Source organism: Actinacidiphila yeochonensis CN732, from assembly GCF_000745345.1.
Taxonomy (GTDB): domain Bacteria; phylum Actinomycetota; class Actinomycetes; order Streptomycetales; family Streptomycetaceae; genus Actinacidiphila; species Actinacidiphila yeochonensis.
The window spans coordinates 2,860,712-2,878,341 of record NZ_JQNR01000005.1 but is presented as its reverse complement, the minus strand read 5'-3'; the positions used below and the strand labels follow the sequence as shown (position 1 = coordinate 2,878,341).

16 protein-coding genes are annotated in these 17,630 nt (G+C 74.3%); 7 read left to right on the top strand and 9 right to left on the bottom strand.

Features of this window, described 5'->3' with window-relative positions; all coding sequences use genetic code 11:
* Nucleotides 1–559 precede the first annotated feature (559 nt).
* Nucleotides 560–1,525, bottom strand: coding sequence for a tetratricopeptide repeat protein (locus BS72_RS24030; RefSeq protein ID WP_198545945.1), 966 nt, complete (start codon nucleotides 1,523–1,525; stop codon nucleotides 560–562).
* 550 nt (nucleotides 1,526–2,075) lie between these two features.
* On the opposite strand from BS72_RS24030, the gene BS72_RS24025 reads away from it, so the two are divergent.
* Nucleotides 2,076–2,819: a TetR/AcrR family transcriptional regulator gene (locus tag BS72_RS24025; RefSeq protein ID WP_078901596.1), complete on the top strand. Its 744-nt coding sequence runs from the start codon at nucleotides 2,076–2,078 to the stop codon at nucleotides 2,817–2,819.
* Between the two features lie 14 nt (nucleotides 2,820–2,833).
* On the opposite strand, the gene BS72_RS24020 is transcribed toward BS72_RS24025, so the two are convergent.
* The 6 genes from BS72_RS24020 to BS72_RS23995 form a co-directional block, all read right to left on the bottom strand.
* Complete coding sequence (locus tag BS72_RS24020) at nucleotides 2,834–3,022, bottom strand: DUF397 domain-containing protein (RefSeq protein WP_407639008.1); 189 nt, start codon at nucleotides 3,020–3,022, stop codon at nucleotides 2,834–2,836.
* A 326-nt stretch (nucleotides 3,023–3,348) separates the two neighbouring features.
* Complete coding sequence (locus tag BS72_RS24015; RefSeq protein WP_037913470.1) at nucleotides 3,349–5,049, bottom strand: acyl-CoA mutase large subunit family protein; 1,701 nt, start codon at nucleotides 5,047–5,049, stop codon at nucleotides 3,349–3,351.
* Nucleotides 5,050–5,241: 192 nt separating this feature from the next.
* Entirely contained in the window at nucleotides 5,242–5,607 is a 366-nt protein-coding gene (locus BS72_RS24010) for a DUF3817 domain-containing protein (RefSeq protein ID WP_037913467.1), read from the bottom strand.
* Between the two features lie 147 nt (nucleotides 5,608–5,754).
* Nucleotides 5,755–6,261 (bottom strand): MarR family winged helix-turn-helix transcriptional regulator, encoded by a 507-nt coding sequence (locus BS72_RS24005; RefSeq protein ID WP_037913466.1) that lies wholly within the window; start codon nucleotides 6,259–6,261, stop codon nucleotides 5,755–5,757.
* An 83-nt stretch (nucleotides 6,262–6,344) separates the two neighbouring features.
* The gene (locus BS72_RS24000) at nucleotides 6,345–6,827 is read right to left on the bottom strand and encodes a MarR family winged helix-turn-helix transcriptional regulator (protein ID WP_037913463.1); all 483 of its coding nucleotides are present in this window, start codon (nucleotides 6,825–6,827) and stop codon (nucleotides 6,345–6,347) included.
* 119 nt (nucleotides 6,828–6,946) lie between these two features.
* On the bottom strand, nucleotides 6,947–7,810 hold the full coding sequence (locus BS72_RS23995; RefSeq protein ID WP_051951591.1) for a DUF2127 domain-containing protein: 864 nt from the start codon (nucleotides 7,808–7,810) through the stop codon (nucleotides 6,947–6,949).
* A 326-nt stretch (nucleotides 7,811–8,136) separates the two neighbouring features.
* Here BS72_RS23995 and BS72_RS23990 point away from each other — a divergent pair, with 326 nt between their 5' ends.
* The 3 genes from BS72_RS23990 to BS72_RS38700 all read left to right on the top strand — a co-directional run bounded on the left by BS72_RS23990 (nucleotide 8,137) and on the right by BS72_RS38700 (nucleotide 9,524).
* Complete coding sequence (locus tag BS72_RS23990; protein ID WP_037913461.1) at nucleotides 8,137–8,490, top strand: DUF3817 domain-containing protein; 354 nt, start codon at nucleotides 8,137–8,139, stop codon at nucleotides 8,488–8,490.
* Complete coding sequence (locus BS72_RS23985) at nucleotides 8,487–8,783, top strand: MTH1187 family thiamine-binding protein (RefSeq protein WP_037913458.1); 297 nt, start codon at nucleotides 8,487–8,489, stop codon at nucleotides 8,781–8,783. Before BS72_RS23990 ends, BS72_RS23985 begins: the two co-directional genes overlap by 4 nt.
* Nucleotides 8,784–9,239: 456 nt before the next feature.
* The gene (locus tag BS72_RS38700; RefSeq protein WP_051951589.1) at nucleotides 9,240–9,524 is read left to right on the top strand and encodes a hypothetical protein; all 285 of its coding nucleotides are present in this window, start codon (nucleotides 9,240–9,242) and stop codon (nucleotides 9,522–9,524) included.
* On the opposite strand, the gene meaB is transcribed toward BS72_RS38700, so the two are convergent.
* Nucleotides 9,514–10,491, bottom strand: a complete 978-nt coding sequence (meaB, locus tag BS72_RS23975) for a methylmalonyl Co-A mutase-associated GTPase MeaB (protein ID WP_037913457.1) — start codon at nucleotides 10,489–10,491, stop codon at nucleotides 9,514–9,516. The genes BS72_RS38700 and meaB overlap by 11 nt on opposite strands.
* Before the next feature lie 233 nt (nucleotides 10,492–10,724).
* Nucleotides 10,725–11,909, bottom strand: a complete 1,185-nt coding sequence (locus tag BS72_RS23970) for an acetyl-CoA C-acetyltransferase (RefSeq protein ID WP_037913455.1) — start codon at nucleotides 11,907–11,909, stop codon at nucleotides 10,725–10,727.
* Nucleotides 11,910–12,179: 270 nt separating this feature from the next.
* Between BS72_RS23970 and mce the strand changes: the two genes are divergently transcribed.
* From mce to BS72_RS23950, 3 genes are all read left to right on the top strand, one after another.
* A complete protein-coding gene (gene mce / locus BS72_RS23960; RefSeq protein ID WP_037913451.1) occupies nucleotides 12,180–12,626 on the top strand; it encodes a methylmalonyl-CoA epimerase in 447 nt (148 codons plus the stop codon).
* A 276-nt stretch (nucleotides 12,627–12,902) separates the two neighbouring features.
* On the top strand, nucleotides 12,903–16,460 hold the full coding sequence (gene scy, locus BS72_RS23955) for a polarized growth protein Scy (RefSeq protein ID WP_037913450.1): 3,558 nt from the start codon (nucleotides 12,903–12,905) through the stop codon (nucleotides 16,458–16,460).
* 105 nt (nucleotides 16,461–16,565) lie between these two features.
* Nucleotides 16,566–17,504, top strand: coding sequence for a coiled-coil domain-containing protein (locus BS72_RS23950; RefSeq protein WP_037913448.1), 939 nt, complete (start codon nucleotides 16,566–16,568; stop codon nucleotides 17,502–17,504).
* Nucleotides 17,505–17,630: the final 126 nt, after the last annotated feature.

The window sequence follows — 17,630 nt, the reverse complement described above, 5'->3', positions numbered from 1 at the left end:
CGATCACCGCCCGCCCCACCCGGCGGGGACCCGCAACCTCCGCGCCGACTGGCTGCCGGACTGCGGTTGCGGACCGGGCTTGGCCGATCGTGGTGCATTCCGGGCCCGCGCACAAGGGGGTTCATTACCAGTGAGTAACGGGAATCGGTCGCACAGGCGGCCGCCACGGGGAGTGACATCACTCCGAGTGACCGGAATTCCGGGGGGAAAATCCGGCGAAAGCACCGGAAAGGCGACACCGCCGGACATCGTTCTTACCGGAAGTAACAGCACCCTCGGATTGTCACGGTTTGATAAATCCCGCTTGCGGAACCGTCACGCCGGTGCGTGCCCCCGGATCGCACGCCGGGGGCGGACCGCCGGCGGCCGGCCCGGGCACGAGGCCCGGGCGGCCGCCGCGCGACGCGTCGGACTCGGGGTCGGAACGCGGGCGCCGGAGACACGGACGCCGGAACGCGAACGCCGGAACGCGAGTGTCGGAACCCGGTCGTCAGAACGCCGTCAGCAGAACGCCGTCAGCAGACGCGGGTGCGGGAACTCGACTGCCGGAACTCGGGTGTCAGAAGAGGACTCGGGCCAGGGCGGCGCGAGCGCCGGCCACGCGCGGGTCCTCCGGGCCGACGACCTCGAAGAGCTCCAGCAGCCGCAGCCGGACCCGGTCGCGGTCCTCGCCCGCCGTGCGCCGCACCGCGTCGACCAGCCGGGAGAAGGCGTCCTCCACATGGCCGCCGACCAGGTCGAGGTCGGCCGCGGCCAGCTGGGCGGCCACGTCGCCGGGGTCCCCGGCCGCCGCCGCGCGCACCGCCTGCGGGTCGGCGCCCTCCACCCGCTGGAGGAGTTCGGCCTGCGCGAGGCCGAGTTTGGCCTCGGTGTTGGCCGGTTCGTCGGCCAGCACGTCGCGGTACGCCTGGACCGCGCCGGCCAGGTCACCCGCGTCCAGCGCGTCGTGCGCGGCCCCCAGGGCCAGCTCCTGCGGGGTGAGCGGGCGCGGCGGCGCCTCCTCGGCGGGGGCCTCGCCGGCCTCCACCTCGGCGCCGACGATGCCGAAGCGCTGCTCGGCGACGGCGATCAGCTGGTCCAGCACCTCGGTGATCTGGTCCTCGGGGGCGGCACCCTGGAAGAGCGGCATGGCCTGCCCGGCCAGCACCGCGAAGACCGCGGGCACCCCCTGCACGCCGAACTGCTGGAAGAGCAGCTGGTTGGCGTAGACCTCGGCGGTACCCAGGACGAACCGCCCGCGGTACTCGCCGGCCAGCCGCTCAAGGACCGTGTTCAGCTGCTTGGACTGCTCGGCCCGGTCGGCCCAGAAGCTGATCACGACCGGGACCTCGGCCGACCGCTGGAGGACGGCGCTCTCGAAGTCCGCCTCGGTCACCTCGAAGACGACGGGGGAGGTCTCGGCCGCCGCCGGGCCGCCCTCCTGCCGCTGGGCACGGGCCTGCTCGGCCTTGGCCTTGGCCTCACTGGCCGCCTTCACCGCGGCGAGGTCGACCACACCGCTCATGGACATGTTCCGTGGCTGCATGAGGCCAATCCTCCCTCCTCGCGGACCCGCCCGTGCACACACCCCGTGCCCGGACCGCCTCAGCCCGGCGTCCGGGCCGGTCAGGCCGGGCTCTCCGGGCCGCGCCGCGGCCGGCGGACCGCGGCCCGTGGCGTGGGCCGTCGCACCGGCGTCCGAGGCGGACAGGTGTCGCGGGTACGCGCGCCGACCCGCCGCCCGGAGGCGCGCGGCGGGGTGGCCGGCGGGCCCTGGCGTGCTGAGCGGCGGACTCCGCCGTCGACTGCGTTCCTGGGGTGTGCTCTTGCCGTGCTACGACGTGCTCCGCCGTACTCCGACGTACTTCGACATGCTTTCCAGGTGTACGGAAGTCCCCGTCCGTACCGTGGTTGTCGCTGGGGAACGACTGCGGCCGCCCTTTCGCTACGGCTCGTAGCGTAACTGTCTCCGGCCGACCCCGGCGGGCCCCCCAGGTGTGACGCCGGTCACCCTCGCCGATTAGCTACCGACCAGTACAACCAAGGGTAGGGTCCGTGCTGTGCGCCCCGCCGACCCCTCGCCACCTCCCGCGGCCGTGTCCGGCGCATCCGACGCCCCCGACACCCCCGACGCAGCGGCCCCGTCCCACCACCGGCCCCCCGAACGGGCACGTGGTCCGGCCCGCGATCCGGCACGCGGCTCGCCACCCGATCCGTCACCCCAGGACCGCTCCCACAAGCGCACCGGGCGCCCCCGGAGCGCCCGGGCCGACCGGGCGATCCTCGCGGCGGCCCGCGAGGCGCTGGCGGAGCTGGGCTGGAGCGGGCTGGCCCTCGGCGACGTGGCGGCCCGCGCGGGGGTGGCGAAGACGACCCTCTACCGGCGCTGGGCGGGCAAGAACGAACTCGCCGTCGACGCCCTGGCGGCGCTCTTCGACGAGCAGTTGGAGCTGCCCGACCGCGGCAGCCTGGAGGCCGACATCGAGGGCGCCGTGCTGCGCTTCGCCGCCCTGCTGGACCGGCCGGAGACCCGGACGGCGCTGATGGCCGTGGTCGCCGAGGCCGGGCAGGACGAGGCGCTGCGGACCCGCATCCGCGAATCGCTCGTCGAGCGGCAGAAGCACCTGGTGCGGCTGGGGCGGGAGCGCGCCCAGCGGCGCGGCGAGATGGCGCCGGACGAGGGCGCCCCGGACCCGGCCAGGGACGACCTCGTCTTCGACGTGGTGGCCGGCGCGGTGGTGCACCGGATGACGGTGAGCTCCGAGCCGGTCGACCCGGCGTGGGCGGCCCGGCTGGCCCGGCTGCTGGTCCACGGGCTGGGCTCCGCCGGCCGCCGCTGACGGCCGCCCGGCCGTCAGCCCACCTCGGCCTCGGCTCCCACTCCCGCCCCCACCCCCGCCACGAGGTGATCGAACTCCCCGGCCTGGACGCCCAGGACGAACGCCTCCCACTTCCGGGGGGTGGTCACCGCGACCACCTCGGGCTGCCGGGTCTCACGGATGTAGATCATCCCGTCGTCTCCGACGGTCGCTTCGAGGGACACCGGGTTCCTTTCTCGCGGGATCGCACAGGGCCTCACCAGTGGGTGCGCGGCGCGTACGTATGGTGCCGCGCGACGCATCCGGTGTGATCAACTCGCCGCAAAGAGAGGGGTGTTGGTGATTCCGGGGCGCTTCGGGGCAGACTTCGGCGCGGATCTGCGCGGGGATCGCGCCCGCGTACGCGCTCCCGCCCGGACGGCCGCCAGCCGCCCTTGGCCCAGCCCGCGCCCGCCGTCGGCGCCGCCCCGGAGGCCGGGACGGCGCCTTCCCGCCCCCGCCGGGCGGGCAGGTACCCGCATCAGGAACAGGCCGGCTCCGCCTGTCCGGGTCAGAAGCGGGCCGGCTCCGCGTAGGAGCCCCACTCCTCCCGCAGCACCCCGCAGATCTCGCCGAGCGTGGCCTCGGCCCGCACCGCGTCCAGCATGGGGGGGATCATGTTCTGCCCGCTCCGGGCGGCGGCCAGCATGCCGTCCAGCGCCTTGCGCACCGCCGCGCCGTCCCGGGCCGCCCGGCGCCCGGCCAGCACGTGGATCTGCTCGCGCTCCACCTCGTGGCCGACCCGCAGGATCTCCAGGTCGCCGGTGACCGAGCCGGTGTGGGCGTTCACGCCGACGACCCTCTTCGCGCCCTTCTCCAGCGCCTGCTGGTAGCGGAAGGCGGACTCGGCGATCTCGCCGGTGAACCAGCCGTCCTCGATGCCGCGCAGGATGCCCGAGGTCATCGGCCCGACGGGGTGCTCCCCCGTGGGCACCGACCGCTCCCCCAGCTCCCTGATCCGGTCGAAGATCCGCTCGGCCTCCGCCTCGATCCGGTCGGTGAGCGCCTCGACGTACCAGGAGCCGCCGAGCGGGTCGGCCACGTTGGCCACGCCGGTCTCCTCCATCAGCACCTGCTGGGTGCGCAGCGCGATCTCGGCCGCCTGCTCGCTGGGCAGCGCCAGCGTCTCGTCCAGGGCGTTGGTGTGCAGCGAGTTGGTGCCGCCGAGCACCGCGGACAGGGCCTCCACGGCGGTGCGCACGACGTTGTTGTACGGCTGCTGGGCGGTGAGCGAGACGCCGGCCGTCTGGGTGTGGAAGCGCAGCCACTGGGCCTTCTCCGAGGAGGCGCCGTAGACGTCCCGCATCCAGCGGGCCCAGATCCGGCGGGCCGCGCGGAACTTGGCGATCTCCTCGAAGAAGTCCAGGTGGGCGTCGAAGAAGAAGGACAGACCCGGCGCGAAGGTGTCCACGTCGAGCCCGCGGGACAGGCCCAGCTCCACGTACCCGAAGCCGTCGGCGAGGGTGTAGGCGAGCTCCTGGGCGGCCGTGGCCCCGGCCTCGCGGATGTGGTAGCCGGAGACGGACAGCGGCTTGTACGCGGGGACCGCTGCGGCGCAGTGCTCCATGAGGTCGCCGATGAGGCGCAGGTGCGGGGCCGGCGCGAACAGCCACTCCTTCTGGGCGATGTACTCCTTGAAGATGTCGGTCTGGAGCGTGCCGTTGAGCACCGCCGGATCGACGCCCTGCCGCTCGGCCGCCACCAGGTACATGCAGAAGACGGGGACGGCCGGGCCGGAGACCGTCATCGAGGTGGTGACCTCGCCGAGGGGGATGCCGGAGAAGAGCACCTCCAGGTCGGCGGCCGAGTCCACGGCGACCCCGCAGTGGCCGACCTCGCCCAGCGAGCGCGGGTCGTCGGAGTCGCGGCCCATCAGCGTCGGCATGTCGAAGGCCACGGACAGGCCGCCGCCGCCCGCCTCCAGGATCATCTTGTAGCGGCGGTTGGTCTGCTCCGCGTTGCCGAACCCGGCGAACTGGCGGATCGTCCATGTCCGGCCGCGGTAGCCGGTGGGATGCAGGCCGCGGGTGAACGGGTACTCCCCCGGCCAGCCGATCCGCTCGAACCCGGGCACCTCGGCGCCGGGGGGCGGGCCGTAGACCGGCTCCACCGGGTCACCCGAGAGCGTGGTGAAGTCGGCGTCGCGCTTGCGTGCGGAGTCGAAGCGCGCCTGCCACCGGGCGCGGCCCGACTCGATCTCGTGGGCGTCCATACCCTCGAATTTACTAGGACGTCCAACTAAATGTCGACGGCAAACCGGACACTTCTCGGAGATCGTGTCCGGTGTGTACCCGTTCGGCCCAGCCAGGGCCCGCTACGAGCCCGGGCCCGCGGGCCTGGGGCCGGTGGCGGTCCGCACGAGGAGCCCGCCCCGCCGCGGCCGGCGACCGGGCCGGGCGCGGCGCTACGCCTCGACGGACTCGCGCTGCTCGTCGCTCTCGCCCACCGCGTCCTCCTTGCGGATGACCCGGGAGGCGAGCTCGCGGGTGACCCGGCGCTCGATGAAGATCGCGGCGGTGGGGATCGTCCCGGCCAGCAGCACCAGCACCATCTTCCCCAGCGGCCACTTCGCCTTGACGCTCAGGTCGAAGGCGAAGACCAGGTAGACGACGTACAGCCAGCCGTGGAGGAAGCCCGTGACGCCGACGGCGGCGCCGCCGCCGTGGACGTGGAACCCGTAGTCGGCGATCATCGCGATCACGAGGAGGATCAGCAGCACGGCCGTCACGTAGGCCATCACCCGGTAGCGGGTCAGCACGCTGGATTTCATGCACCGAGCCTAACCGCCCCGTTTCGCCCCTTTGCACGGGGGCCGACGCCGCGGCCCTTATCAGGACCGTTCGCAGGTCAACGCCCCGGGGAGCACCCGAAGGACCGATGCGGGGCGCGGTACAGGGCCCCACCAGGGCCCCAGGGGTCACTCCTCGAAGTCGCCGGCCGCTATCCGCAGCGGCCTCAGCAGGGCGAAGATCTCCTGGCACTCGTCCGCGTCGTACACGCCCAGGCCGAAGTCCATCGCCATCAGGTCGCGGGTCGCCTTCTCGACGATCTCCCGCCCCCGCGCCGTGATGCCGGCCAGCGTGCCGCGCCCGTCGTTCGGGTTGGGCCGCTTGTCGACGAGGCCGGCCGCGACCAGCCGGTCGACGGTGTTGGTGACCGAGGTGGGGTGGACCATCAGCCGCTCGCCGATCGTGGACATCGGCAGCTCGCCCGCCTTCGAGAAGGTGAGCAGCACCAGCGCCTCGTAGCGGGCGAAGGTCAGACCGTACGGCTTGACGACGGCGTCGACCTGGGAGAGCAGGATCTGCTGGGCACGCATGATCGAGGTGATAGCGGCCATGGAGGGCACGCCCCCCCAGTGCCGCGTCCACAGTTCGTCGGCGCGGACGATGGGGTCGAAGGGCAGGCTCAGGGGCTTCGGCACGGCCCGAGCCTACCCGCCGGTCACATGGTGGGCCGACGCGTCCCGAGGATTGGGCCGCCGCGGCATCGCCGACCGCGCGCCGGTCAGTGGCCGCGGGTCGCGCGCAGGTGCGTGGCGACCGGGGACAGCGCGGCGTGGTACGAGTCCAGCGCCTCCGGCGGCAGCAGGTCGATGAAGTGGTCCCGCACGGACGCCACATGCCGCGGCGCGACCTCGCGCATGGTCTCCCAGCCCTGCTCGGTCAGGACGGCGTACAGGCCGCGCCGGTCCGACTCGCAGTTCTCCCGGCGCACCAGGCCGGCGCTCTCCATCCGGGTGATCTGGTGCGACAGCCGGCTCTTGGACTGGAGCGTGGACTTGGCGAGGTCGCTCATCCGCATCCGGTGGTCCTCGGCCTCGGAGAGGTTGACCAGGATCTCGTAGTCGTTGTTGGTCAGGCCGAACGGCTGGAGGTCGCGCTCCAGCTGGTACATCAGCAGCCGGCTGACGTCGAGGTGGATGCGCCAGGCCCGCTGCTCGGCCTCCGTGAGCCAGCCGGTCGTACGGTCCGCGGTCTCGGTCTCCATGCCTCAATCCTAACGGCGGTTGAACCGTTGATGATCGCGCGGGTAGCCGTACGGTCACACCGGGTGCCACCCGGCGGCCGCGGACGCGGAACCGGGGCATCGGGGACGGCCCTCCGGGCTCAGACCGGGCCGGCCGCCGACCCGCCGCGCACCGGCAGCGGCTCCGCCGGCGGTGCCCCGGCCTCACCCGCGGCCGGCTCGGTCTCAGCCGGCTCGGTCTCGGCCTGCTCGCCCGCGGCCTGCTCGACCTCGATCAACGACTCGCCCCGGCGTACCGCCTCGAACGCCGCGTGGCCGCCGCGGATGCCGAACAGCCGCTTGCCGACGAGGATGTAGAGGACGGCGACCACGTTCAGCGCCAGCGTGCCGATCTTGAACCAGCTCGTCTTCTCGGTCAGTTCGTAGACCTCGACGGGCAGGAACGCGGCGGTGGCGACGACCGCCAGGTACTCGGCCCAGCGCTTGCCGAACCAGAGGCCGACCCCCTCCACCGTCTCGATCAGCGCGTAGCCGATCAGGCCCGCGGCCACGTAATGGAGGGTGGAGCGCTTGTAGTCGAACGCCTTCTGGATCGTGTCGACGACCGGCGAGTGGTCCAGGTCGTACCCGAAGTGGTCGGCGACCGGCCGGAAGACGGTCAGGTCGTCCTCGAAGAGCCGGCGCACGGCGTCCTGGGAGTTGGAGAACTTCCACACCGCCCAGGCGGCGAGGATCACCAGCACACCGCGCAGCACCCGTTCGACGGCGAGGAAGCGCAGGACGAACAGGTCGCGCAGCGCCCGCCCGCGCGGCACCAGGGGTGCCTGGTCGGCGGGGCCGCTGCCGTGCGGCTCGCCGAGGACGAAGTCGCCGCAGCGCAGGCAGCGCCACGCGGTGCCCGCCGCGGTGCCGGCCCGCAGCCGGGCGTTCAGCCGCGGCTCGTCGGGCGCGTAGGTGACGTGGCCCTTGCGGGCGCAGTGCCTGCGGTCCCAGTCGATGCTCATAGGTGCTCGGTCCCCCGTTGGATCGCTCGTCGGTTCTTCGTCGGGTCCGGTACGCCGGGGTCCGGTTCGCCGGGCCCCTTCACCGGGTCGTCCGGGCCGCCGGGGCGCAGCCGGTGACGGAGGGTACCGGACGGCGGCGGCCGGTACGTGGAAGGGACGCTACCGCCCCCGGGGGCGGTTGCCGGACCCCCTGGCAGGGCACCCGCGCGGAGCGGTGATAATGGGGACGGCGCTTGTGAGTGCCTTCACAAGCGTCCGAGCGCCGGGCCCGTTCCCTGACCCGGGCCCGGCAGCGCCCGTCAGTGACCCGACAGTGAGGTACCCCCGTGGACCTGAAGACCGCCGCCGCCCTGCGCCGTCTCCGGCTTGTCTCCGTACCGGAGGCGGCCTCGTGGCTCGCCCTCATCGTCTGCACGGTGCTGAAGTACACCACCGACTTCAACGCCGTCCCGGTGCTCGGGATGGTGCACGGCGTGCTCTTCATCATCTACGTGCTCTTCTGGGCCGACGCCTGGAACCGCGCCCGCTGGCCGCTGGGCCGCTCCGCGCTGTACCTGGTGCTGTCCGTGGTGCCGACCGGCGGGTTCTGGGCCGAGCGGATGCTGAGCCGCGAGTCGGTGGCGGCGGTCGAGGCCGCGCGCGCCGCCGCCTCCGCCGACGCCGAGGCGGTGTCCGCGTGATCGTCGCCTTCTCCGTCACCCCGCTCGGCGTCGGCGAGGAGGTCGGCGAGTACGTGGCCGACGCCGTGCGCGTGGTCCGCGCCTCCGGGCTGCCCAACCGCACCGACGCGATGTTCACCTCCGTCGAGGGCGAGTGGGACGAGGTGATGGACGTCGTCAAGCGCGCGGTCGCCGCTGTGGAGGCCCGCGCCCCGCGCGTCTCCCTCGTCCTCAAGGCCGACCTGCGCCCCTCCGTCACCGACGGCCTGACCTCGAAGGTCGACACGGTCGAACGCCACCTCGCCGCGGACTGACGGCGCGGCGGCCGGCCGGGCCCCCGCGGCCGGGCCCGTCGCGCGGCGGTCAGCGGGCGGGCGGCGCCGATACGACGGCCCCGGAGGGCCGGTCCCGCGGTCTGTGCCGGAGGGAGCGCCGCCATGAGCACGGCACTGCCGTCCCGGATGTACCCGCCGCCGTGACTCCGGATGGGAGGCGGACGACCCGACAGTTGCCGCCGGACGCCCCCGCCACATCGAACTGCTCGACGGGGCCCTGATCTTCACGATGTCGCCGCGGCGAAGCTGGCACGACCGGGTGATCCGCCGGCTCACCCGCCGCGCTGGAGGCCGTCGCGCCCGACGGATGGACCGTCGAAGCCCGGATGACGGTCGAGCTCAACCGCCGCAGCCGGTCCGGGCCCGACATCGTCGCGGCCTCGGTGCCCGGGGAGCCGGGCCGCACCCGGTTTCCTCGCCGCCGAGACGGCCCCCGTGGTCGAGGTCGTGTCCGCCGAGTCGCAGGACCGCGACCGCCGCTACAAGCCCGTCCTCTACGCCGAGGCGGGCATCCGGAACCTGTGGCGGGTGGAGGACGAGCACGGGCTGTCGCCGTCCACACCGACGAACTCGACGCCGCCACTGGCGCGTACGTGCCCGCCGGCGTGCACCGGGAGCGGCTGCGGACGCGGGTGCCGTTCCCGGTGGAGCCGGACGTCGCCCGGCTGGTGCGCCGAGCGGACGGCCCGCCCGCGGACCGTGGTGCGGATCAGGACGTGAGGCCGGAGACGAGGTCGTCGGCCGCGGTGTAGGGGTCGAGGGTGCCTTCGGTGACCTTGGCGGCCAGGACGGCCAGGTGCTGGTCGCCGCGCAGGCCGCCGATGCGCTCGCGCAGCGCGGTGACGGCGATGGTCTCGATCTCGTTGGCCGCGCGGGACAGCCGGCGCTCGGCGAGGACGCCGCGCTCCGCCATCCACGCCCGGTGCTTCTCCAGGGCGTCCACCAGCTCCTCGACGCCCTCGCCGCGCGCGGCCACCGTCTTGACGATGGGCGGCCGCCAGTCACCCGCAGCCCGGATCTCGCCGAGGCCGAGCATGTGGTTCAGCTCGCGGGCGGTGGCGTCCGCGCCGTCCCGGTCGGCCTTGTTGACGACGTAGACGTCGCCGATCTCCAGGATGCCGGCCTTGGCCGCCTGGATGCCGTCGCCCATGCCGGGGGCGAGCAGCACCACCGAGGTGTCGGCCTGGGCGGCGATCTCCACCTCGGACTGGCCGACGCCCACGGTCTCCACCAGCACGACGTCGCAGCCGGCCGCGTCCAGCACCCGGATCGCCTGCGGCGCGGCCCAGGCCAGGCCGCCGAGGTGGCCCCGGGTGGCCATCGAGCGGATGTACACGCCCGGGTCGGAGCTGTGCTCCGACATCCGCACCCGGTCGCCGAGGAGCGCTCCCCCGGAGAACGGCGACGACGGGTCCACCGCCAGCACCCCGACCCGCCGGCCGGCCCGCCGGAACGCGGTCACCAGGGCCGAGGTGGAGGTGGACTTACCCACTCCGGGTGAACCTGTCAGCCCGACCACGTAGGCGCCGCCGGTGAGCGGGGCCAGCGCCGCCATCACCTCGCGCAGTTGCGGGGACGCGTCCTCCACCAGCGAGATCAGCCGCGCCACCGCCCGCGGCCGGCCCTCCCGGGCCTGCTCGACGAGGGTGGGCACGTCGGTGCTCCGGCCCCTTCGCGCTTCGCTCACCCGTGCTCTCCTCCTTCGACCCTTTTCGGCCCTCTTCGCACCGTGCCGCGCCCCTCTTCGCGCCTCTTCCCGGTCCTCCCCGACGGCGGCCGACCGGGCTCGACGGCGGCCGACCGGGCTCGACGGCGGCCGACCGGGCAGGGCGCCGGCCGAGGGGCCCTCGGGCCCGCTGAGGGCGACCCTACGGGGCCGGGTCCGGCCCCGACGGCCGGACCCGGTGGTGCCGACGGGCGCTACCTCGCGGGGACGCGCACGATGAGCGCGTCGCCCTGGCCGCCGCCGCCGCACAGCGCCGCCGCCCCGGTGCCGCCGCCCCTGCGGCGCAGCTCCAGCGCGAGGTGGAGCACGATCCGCGCCCCGGACATGCCGATGGGGTGGCCCAGCGCGATGGCACCGCCGTTGACGTTCACCTTCTCCGGGTCGACGCCGAGCTCCTTCACCGACTGGACGGCCACCGCGGCGAACGCCTCGTTGATCTCGACCAGGTCCAGGTCGGCGACGGACAGCCCCTCCTTGCCCAGGGCGTGCCGGATCGCGTTGGCCGGCTGGGACTGGAGGGAGTTGTCGGGGCCGGCCACGTTGCCGTGGGCGCCGATCTCGGCCAGCCACTCCAGGCCCAGCTCCTCGGCCCTGGCGCGGCTCATCACCACCACCGCGGCGGCGCCGTCGGAGATCTGCGAGGAGGTGCCGGCGGTGATCGTGCCGGCCCCGGAGGCGTCGGGGAAGGCCGGACGGAGCCGGGCCAGCCCCTCGACGGTGGTCTCCGGGCGGATGCCCTCGTCCTGGGTGAGGAGGACCGGGTCGCCCTTGCGCTGCGGGATCTCGACGGGTGTGATCTCGGCCTCGAACACACCGTTCTTCTGCGCGGCCGCGGCCCGCTGGTGGGAGCGCGCCGCGAACTCGTCCTGGGGCGCGCGCCCGATGCCCAGCCGGGTGTTGTGGTGCTCGGTGGAGGCGCCCATGGCGATGCCGTCGTAGGCGTCGGTGAGGCCGTCGTGGGCCATGGAGTCGAGCAGTTCGACGGCGCCGTACTTGAAGCCCTCGCGCGCCTTGGGCAGCAGGTGCGGGGCGTTGGTCATGGACTCCTGGCCGCCGGCCACCACGATGTCGAACTCGCCGGCGCGGATGAGCTGGTCGGCCAGCGCGACGGCGTCGAGGCCGGAGAGGCACACCTTGTTGACGGTGAGCGCCGGCACGGTCATCGGGATGCCGGCCCTGACCGCGGCCTGCCGGGCGGGGATCTGGCCGGCGCCGGCCTGGAGCACCTGGCCCATGATCACGTACTGCACCTGCTCGCCGGTGATCCCGGCCCGTTCCAGGGCGCCCCGGATCGCCACGGCGCCGAGGTCGGCGCCGGAGAAGGAGCGCAGACCGCCCAGCAGCCGCCCCATCGGGGTGCGGGCGCCGGCGACGATCACGGAGGTGGTCCGGGCTTCCCCGGCGCTCCGGCCGGACAAGCTGGTCGAGCTGCTCTGGCTGCTCTGGCTGGTCATGGTGCGGTCCCTTCGAACAGGAGGGAGTTACGACCTGGACTGCGACGGGGAGCGGGCTCGCGGCGCCCTCGCACCCCAGACCGTCAACGAGGGTTGTCGTCAATGTACTGACGGGTAGCTCCCACGGTCACCCGGCGGACAGTGTGACGGCGGGCACCTTGCGTGACCATGGACCGCTGGGGTCAACTGGTAGCCATGCTGACCCGTATCGACCACATCGGAATCGCCTGCTTCGACCTGGACGCCACAGTCGAGTTCTACCGTGCCACATACGGCTTCGAGGTGTTCCACACCGAGGTGAACGACGAGCAGGGCGTCCGGGAGGCGATGCTGCTGGTCAACGAGACCTCCGACGGCGGCGCCACCTACCTCCAGCTGCTGGAGCCCACCCGGGAGGACTCGGCGGTCGGCAAGTGGCTGGCGAAGAACGGCGAGGGCGTGCACCACATCGCCTTCGGCACCGGCGACGTGGACGGGGACGCCGCCGCGATCCGCGACAAGGGCGTACGGGTCCTCTACGACGAGCCGCGGCACGGCACCATGGGTTCGCGGATCACCTTCCTGCACCCGAAGGACTGCCACGGCGTGCTGACCGAGCTGGTCACCTCCGCGGGGCTGGACCCCGCCGAGGACGCTCACTGACCTGCGGCCCGCCGGGTGGGCGCACCCGCGCTCCCGCGGGGACGGGCCCGAGCGGGGACCGGCGGCCCCTGACCCGAACCCCTCCTCCCCGGTAGAGTGGCCGGGCGACCGGGGTGGGCGGCCGGGAGACCGCTCCTGGGTGCGCTCCGCTCCGCGACGTTGATCTGACACCATTCTTCGTGCAGGCCGGGTGTTCGACGCCGGACTGGAGTGAAGAACGGGAGAATCTCACCCGGTTGGCGGGTGAGGACGCCAGGAGACCGATGGGACCGCGGAGTGCGGGGCAACGACAGCTACCAGGCTGACGACCAGCTCTCTCGGCTCGACGCCGAGATGGAACGGCTGCGCACCGAGCGCGCCAAGGCCGTCGACCACGCCGACGACCTCGGCTACCAGGTCGAGGTGCTGCGCGCCAAGCTGCACGAGGCGCGCCGCAGTCTGGCCAACCGCCCCGCCTACGACAACCTCGGCCACCAGGCCGACCAGCTGCTGCGCAACGCCCAGATCCAGGCGGACCAGCTGCGCGCCGACGCCGAGCGGGAGTTGCGCGAGGCCCGGGCGCAGACCCAGCGGCTGCTCCAGGAGCAGGCCGAGCACCAGGCGCGGTTCGAGGCGGAGTGGCACGCCGAGGCCATCGCCCGGCGCCGCGCGCTGGACGAGGAGCTCGCCGAGCGGCGCGCCACCGTCGAGACCCACGTCAACGAGAACGTCGCCTGGGCCGAGCAGCTGCGCGCCCGCACCGAGGCGCAGGCGCGCCGGCTGATGGACGACACCCGCACGGAGACCGAGGCCGCGCTGGCCTCGGCCCGGGCGGAGGCCGGGCGGGTCGCCGAGCAGACCGGCCAGCGGCTGGCCGCCGAGGCGGAGTCGGCCCGCGCCGAGGCCGAGCAGTTGCTGGGGCGGGCCAGGACCGACGCCGAGCGGCTGCTGACCGCGGCGTCCGCGCAGGCCGCGGAGGCCGTCGGCGAGGCCGAGCAGCTGCGCAGCACCACCCGTTCCGAGTCCGAGGAGGCCCGGGGCCGGGTCGCCGAGCTGACCCGGCTGGCCGAGGAGCGCGCCCGGGAGGCCGAGGAGGCGCTGCGGCAGGCCCGCGCCGAGGCCGACCGGCTGCGCGAGGAGGCCGAGGCGGCCGCCACGAAGCGGCTGGCGGCGACGGAGACGCAGAACGAGCAGCGCACGAGTACCGCCCGCGCCGAGATCGCGCGCATGGTCGGTGAGGCCACCAAGGACGCCGAGGCCGCCAAGGCGGAGGCCGAGCAGGTCCTCGCCGACGCGCGCGCCGAGGCGGAGCGCATCCGGACCGAGACGCAGGAGGCCGCCCGCGCCAAGGCCACCGAGGACTCGGCGGCCCAGCTGGCGCAGGCCGCGCGGTCGGCCGAGGAGATCCTCACCAAGGCGTCGGAGGACGCCGGTTCCGCGACCAGGGCCGCGGCCGAGGAGGCCGACCGCATCCGCCGGGAGGCGGACGCGGAGGCGGAGCGGCTGCGGGCCGAGGCGGAGGCGTCGGCGCAGGAGCTGCGCGGCGCCGCCCAGGACGACACCGAGGAGTACCGGGCCCGCACCGTCGAACTCCAGGAGGAGGCGCGGCGGCTGCGCGGCGAGGCCGAGCAGCTGCGGGCCGAGGCGGTCGCCGAGGGCGAGCGGATTCGGGGTGAGGCGCGGCGCGAGGCCGTCCAGCAGATCGAGGAGGCCGCCCGCAAGGCGGAGGAGCTGCTGGCCAAGGCGAAGGCCGACAGCGACGAGGCGCGGCAGGCCGCGGCCGGCGAGGCCGAGCGGATGCGGACGGAGTCCGTGGAGCGGGCTTCGTCGCTGAACGGCAAGGCCGAGGAGGCGCTGCGGCAGGCCCGCGCGGAGGCCGACGAGCTGCGCGCGGAGGCGGCCCGGCAGCAGGAGGCGGCGCAGGAGGCGGCCGAGCAGACCGCGGCGGAGGCGCGCGCCGAGGCGCAGGCGCTGACCGTCCGGATGCGCGAGGAGGCCGAGGGCGACCTGTCGCGGCTGCGCGAGGAGGCCGAGACCCGGGTGGGCGCGGCCGAGGAGGCGCTGCGCGCGGCGGGCGAGGAGGCCGACCGGGTGCGCGTCGAGGCCGCCGAGGAGGCCGAGCGGGTCCGGGCCGATGCGGCCGAGCGGGCGCGGGTCCTGCGGGAGCAGGCCGAGGCGGAGGCGGTGCGGCTGCGCGACGAGGCGGCCTCGGACGCGGCGCAGAGCCGCGCCGAGGGCGAGAGCGTCGCGGTCCGGCTGCGGGCGGAGGCGGCGGCGGACGCCGAGCGGCTCCGTTCCGAGGCGCAGGAGACCGCGGACCGGCTGCGCGCGGAGGCCGCCGCGGCGGCCGAGCGGATCGGGCTGGAGGCCGCCGAGGCGCTGGGCGCGGCCCAGGAGGAGGCGGTCCGCCGCCGCCGGGAGGCCGAGGAGGTGCTGGGCCACGCCCGGACCGAGGCCGAGCAGGAGCGCGGCCAGGCCCGCCGGGAGAGCGAGGAGTTGCTGGCCGGCGCCCGCAAGCGGGTGGAGGACGCCGGCGCGGAGGCGGAGCGGCTGGTCGCCGAGGCCGAGCAGCGCTCGGTCGAGCTGGTCGGCGCCGCGGAGGCCACCGCCCAGCAGGTGCGGGACTCGGTGGCGGGGCTGCGCCAGGAGGCCGAGGAGGAGATCAGGGGCCTGCGTTCGGCCGCCGAGCACGCCGCGGAGCGGTTGCGGACCGAGGCGCAGGGCGAGGCCGACCGGCTGCACGCGGACGCCAACTCCGAGCGGGAGCGCGCGGGTGAGGACGCCTCGCGGGTGCGCCGGGTGGCGTCGGAGGAGGCGGACGCGGCCCGTGCGATGGCCGACCGTACCGTCAGCGAGGCGATCGAGGAGTCCGAGCGGCTGCGCGCGGAGGCCCGCGAGACCGCCAACCGGCTGCGGACCGACGCGGCCGCGCAGGCCGACCAGTTGATCAACCGGGCCCGCGAAGAGGCCCAGCGGCTGGGCCGGTTGGCCCAGGAGGCCAAGGAGGGCGCGGAGCAGGACGCCGAGCAGTCCCGCGCCGCGTCGCAGCGGCTGCTGGACGAGGCGCGCGAGGCCGCCAACAAGCGGCGCAGCGAGGCGGCCGAGCAGGCCGACGAACTCGTCGGCAAGGCGCAGGCGGAGGCGGTCCGGACGCAGGCCGACGCGGAGGAGCAGGCCGACGCGATGGTCGGCGCCGCCCGCGGCGAGGCCGAGCGGATCGTCACGGAGGCCACCGGGGAGGGCAACGGGCTGGTCGAGCGGGCCCGTGCGGACGCCGACCGGCTGCTGGTGGAGGCGCGTTCGGACGCCACCGCGATCCGCTCCCGCACCGAGGAGCTGCGCCGCCGCGTCGAGAGCGAGGTGGAGGAGCTCCACGAGCGGGCCCGCAAGGAGGCCGCCGAGGCGATGAAGTCGGTCGGCGAGCGGGTGGACAAGCTGGTGGCCGCCGCCACCGAGCAGTTGGCCGAGGCCGAGGCGAAGGCGGCGGAGATCAAGTCGACGGCGACGTCGGAGGCGAGCAAGGTACGGATCGCGGCGGTCAAGAAGGTCGAGGGCCTGCTGAAGGAGGCCGAGCAGAAGAAGGCCGCGGCGGAGCGCGAGGCCGAGCGGGTCAAGGGGGAGGCGCGCGCGGAGGCGGAGCGCGTCGTGGGCGAGGGCCGCCGTGAGTTGGAGACCCTCGTGCGCCGCAGAGAGGACATCAACGCCGAGATCTCACGCGTCCAGGACGTGCTGGAGGCGCTGGAGTCGTTCGACGCTCCGAGCGGGGGGACGAACAAGAGCGCGGTCGCGGCGGGCGCGGGTGTACCGGCCAGTCGCAACGGCGGTAAGCGCGCCGACGACGCACCACTCGATTGAGCGCACATCTTGCATACCGAATACAGAATGGCTCGGTGACACGCCGCCAAGCCCCCTAGGATTCCCCCTATCACCTCACCGGTCTGAATCATCGACAGGAACCCCATGAGCGACACTTCCTCCCCTTTCGGCTTTGAGCTAGTGCGTCGCGGATACGACCGCGGACAGGTGGACGACCGCATCACCAAGCTCGTCGCCGACCGTGACAGCGCGCTGAGCCGCATCACCGCGCTGGAGAAGCGGATCGAGGAGCTGCACCTGGAGACGCAGAACGCCCAGGCCCAGGTCAGCGACTCGGAGCCGTCCTATGCGGGCCTCGGTGCCCGTGTCGAGAAGATCCTCCGCCTCGCGGAGGAGGAGGCGAAGGACCTGCGCGAGGAGGCCCGTCGGGCCGCCGAGCAGCACCGCGAGCTGGCCGAGTCGGCCGCCGCCCAGGTGCGCAGCGACGCCGAGAGCTACGCCTCCGACCGGAAGGCCAAGGCCGAGGAAGAGGGCGGCCGGATCGTCGAGAAGGCGAAGGGCGACGCCAGCCAGCTGCGGACCGACGCGCAGAAGGACGCCTCCGCCAAGCGCGAGGAGGCCGACGCGCTCTTCGAGGAGACCCGCGCCAAGGCCGCCCAGGCCGCCGCGGACTTCGAGACGAACCTCGCCAAGCGCCGTGAGCAGTCCGAGCGCGACCTGGCGTCGCGTCAGGCGAAGGCGGAGAAGCGCCTGGCGGAGATCGAGCACCGCGCCGAGCAGCTGCGCCTGGAGGCGGAGAAGCTCCGCACGGACGCCGAGCGTCGTGCGCGCCAGACCGTGGAGACGGCGCAGCGCCAGTCCGAGGACATCGTCGCGGACGCGAACGCCAAGGCCGACCGGATCCGCAGCGAGTCCGAGCGCGAGCTGGCGGCGCTCACCAACCGCCGCGACAGCATCAACGCGCAGCTGACCAACGTGCGCGAGATGCTGGCCACCCTCACCGGCGCGGCGGTCGCGGCGGCCACCTCCCCGGCCGACGACGAGCCCGTCTCGCGCGGCGTTCCGGCCCAGCAGTCCCGCTGACGGCGGCGGCGCGGGTCCCCGTCCGGTCGGCTCGACCGCCCCGGACCCGCGCCGAAGCCCGGCGGCACGGGCGTCCGCCACGACGTTGTCCACAACCCCCGTCCCTCCTTGGACGGGGGTTGTGCT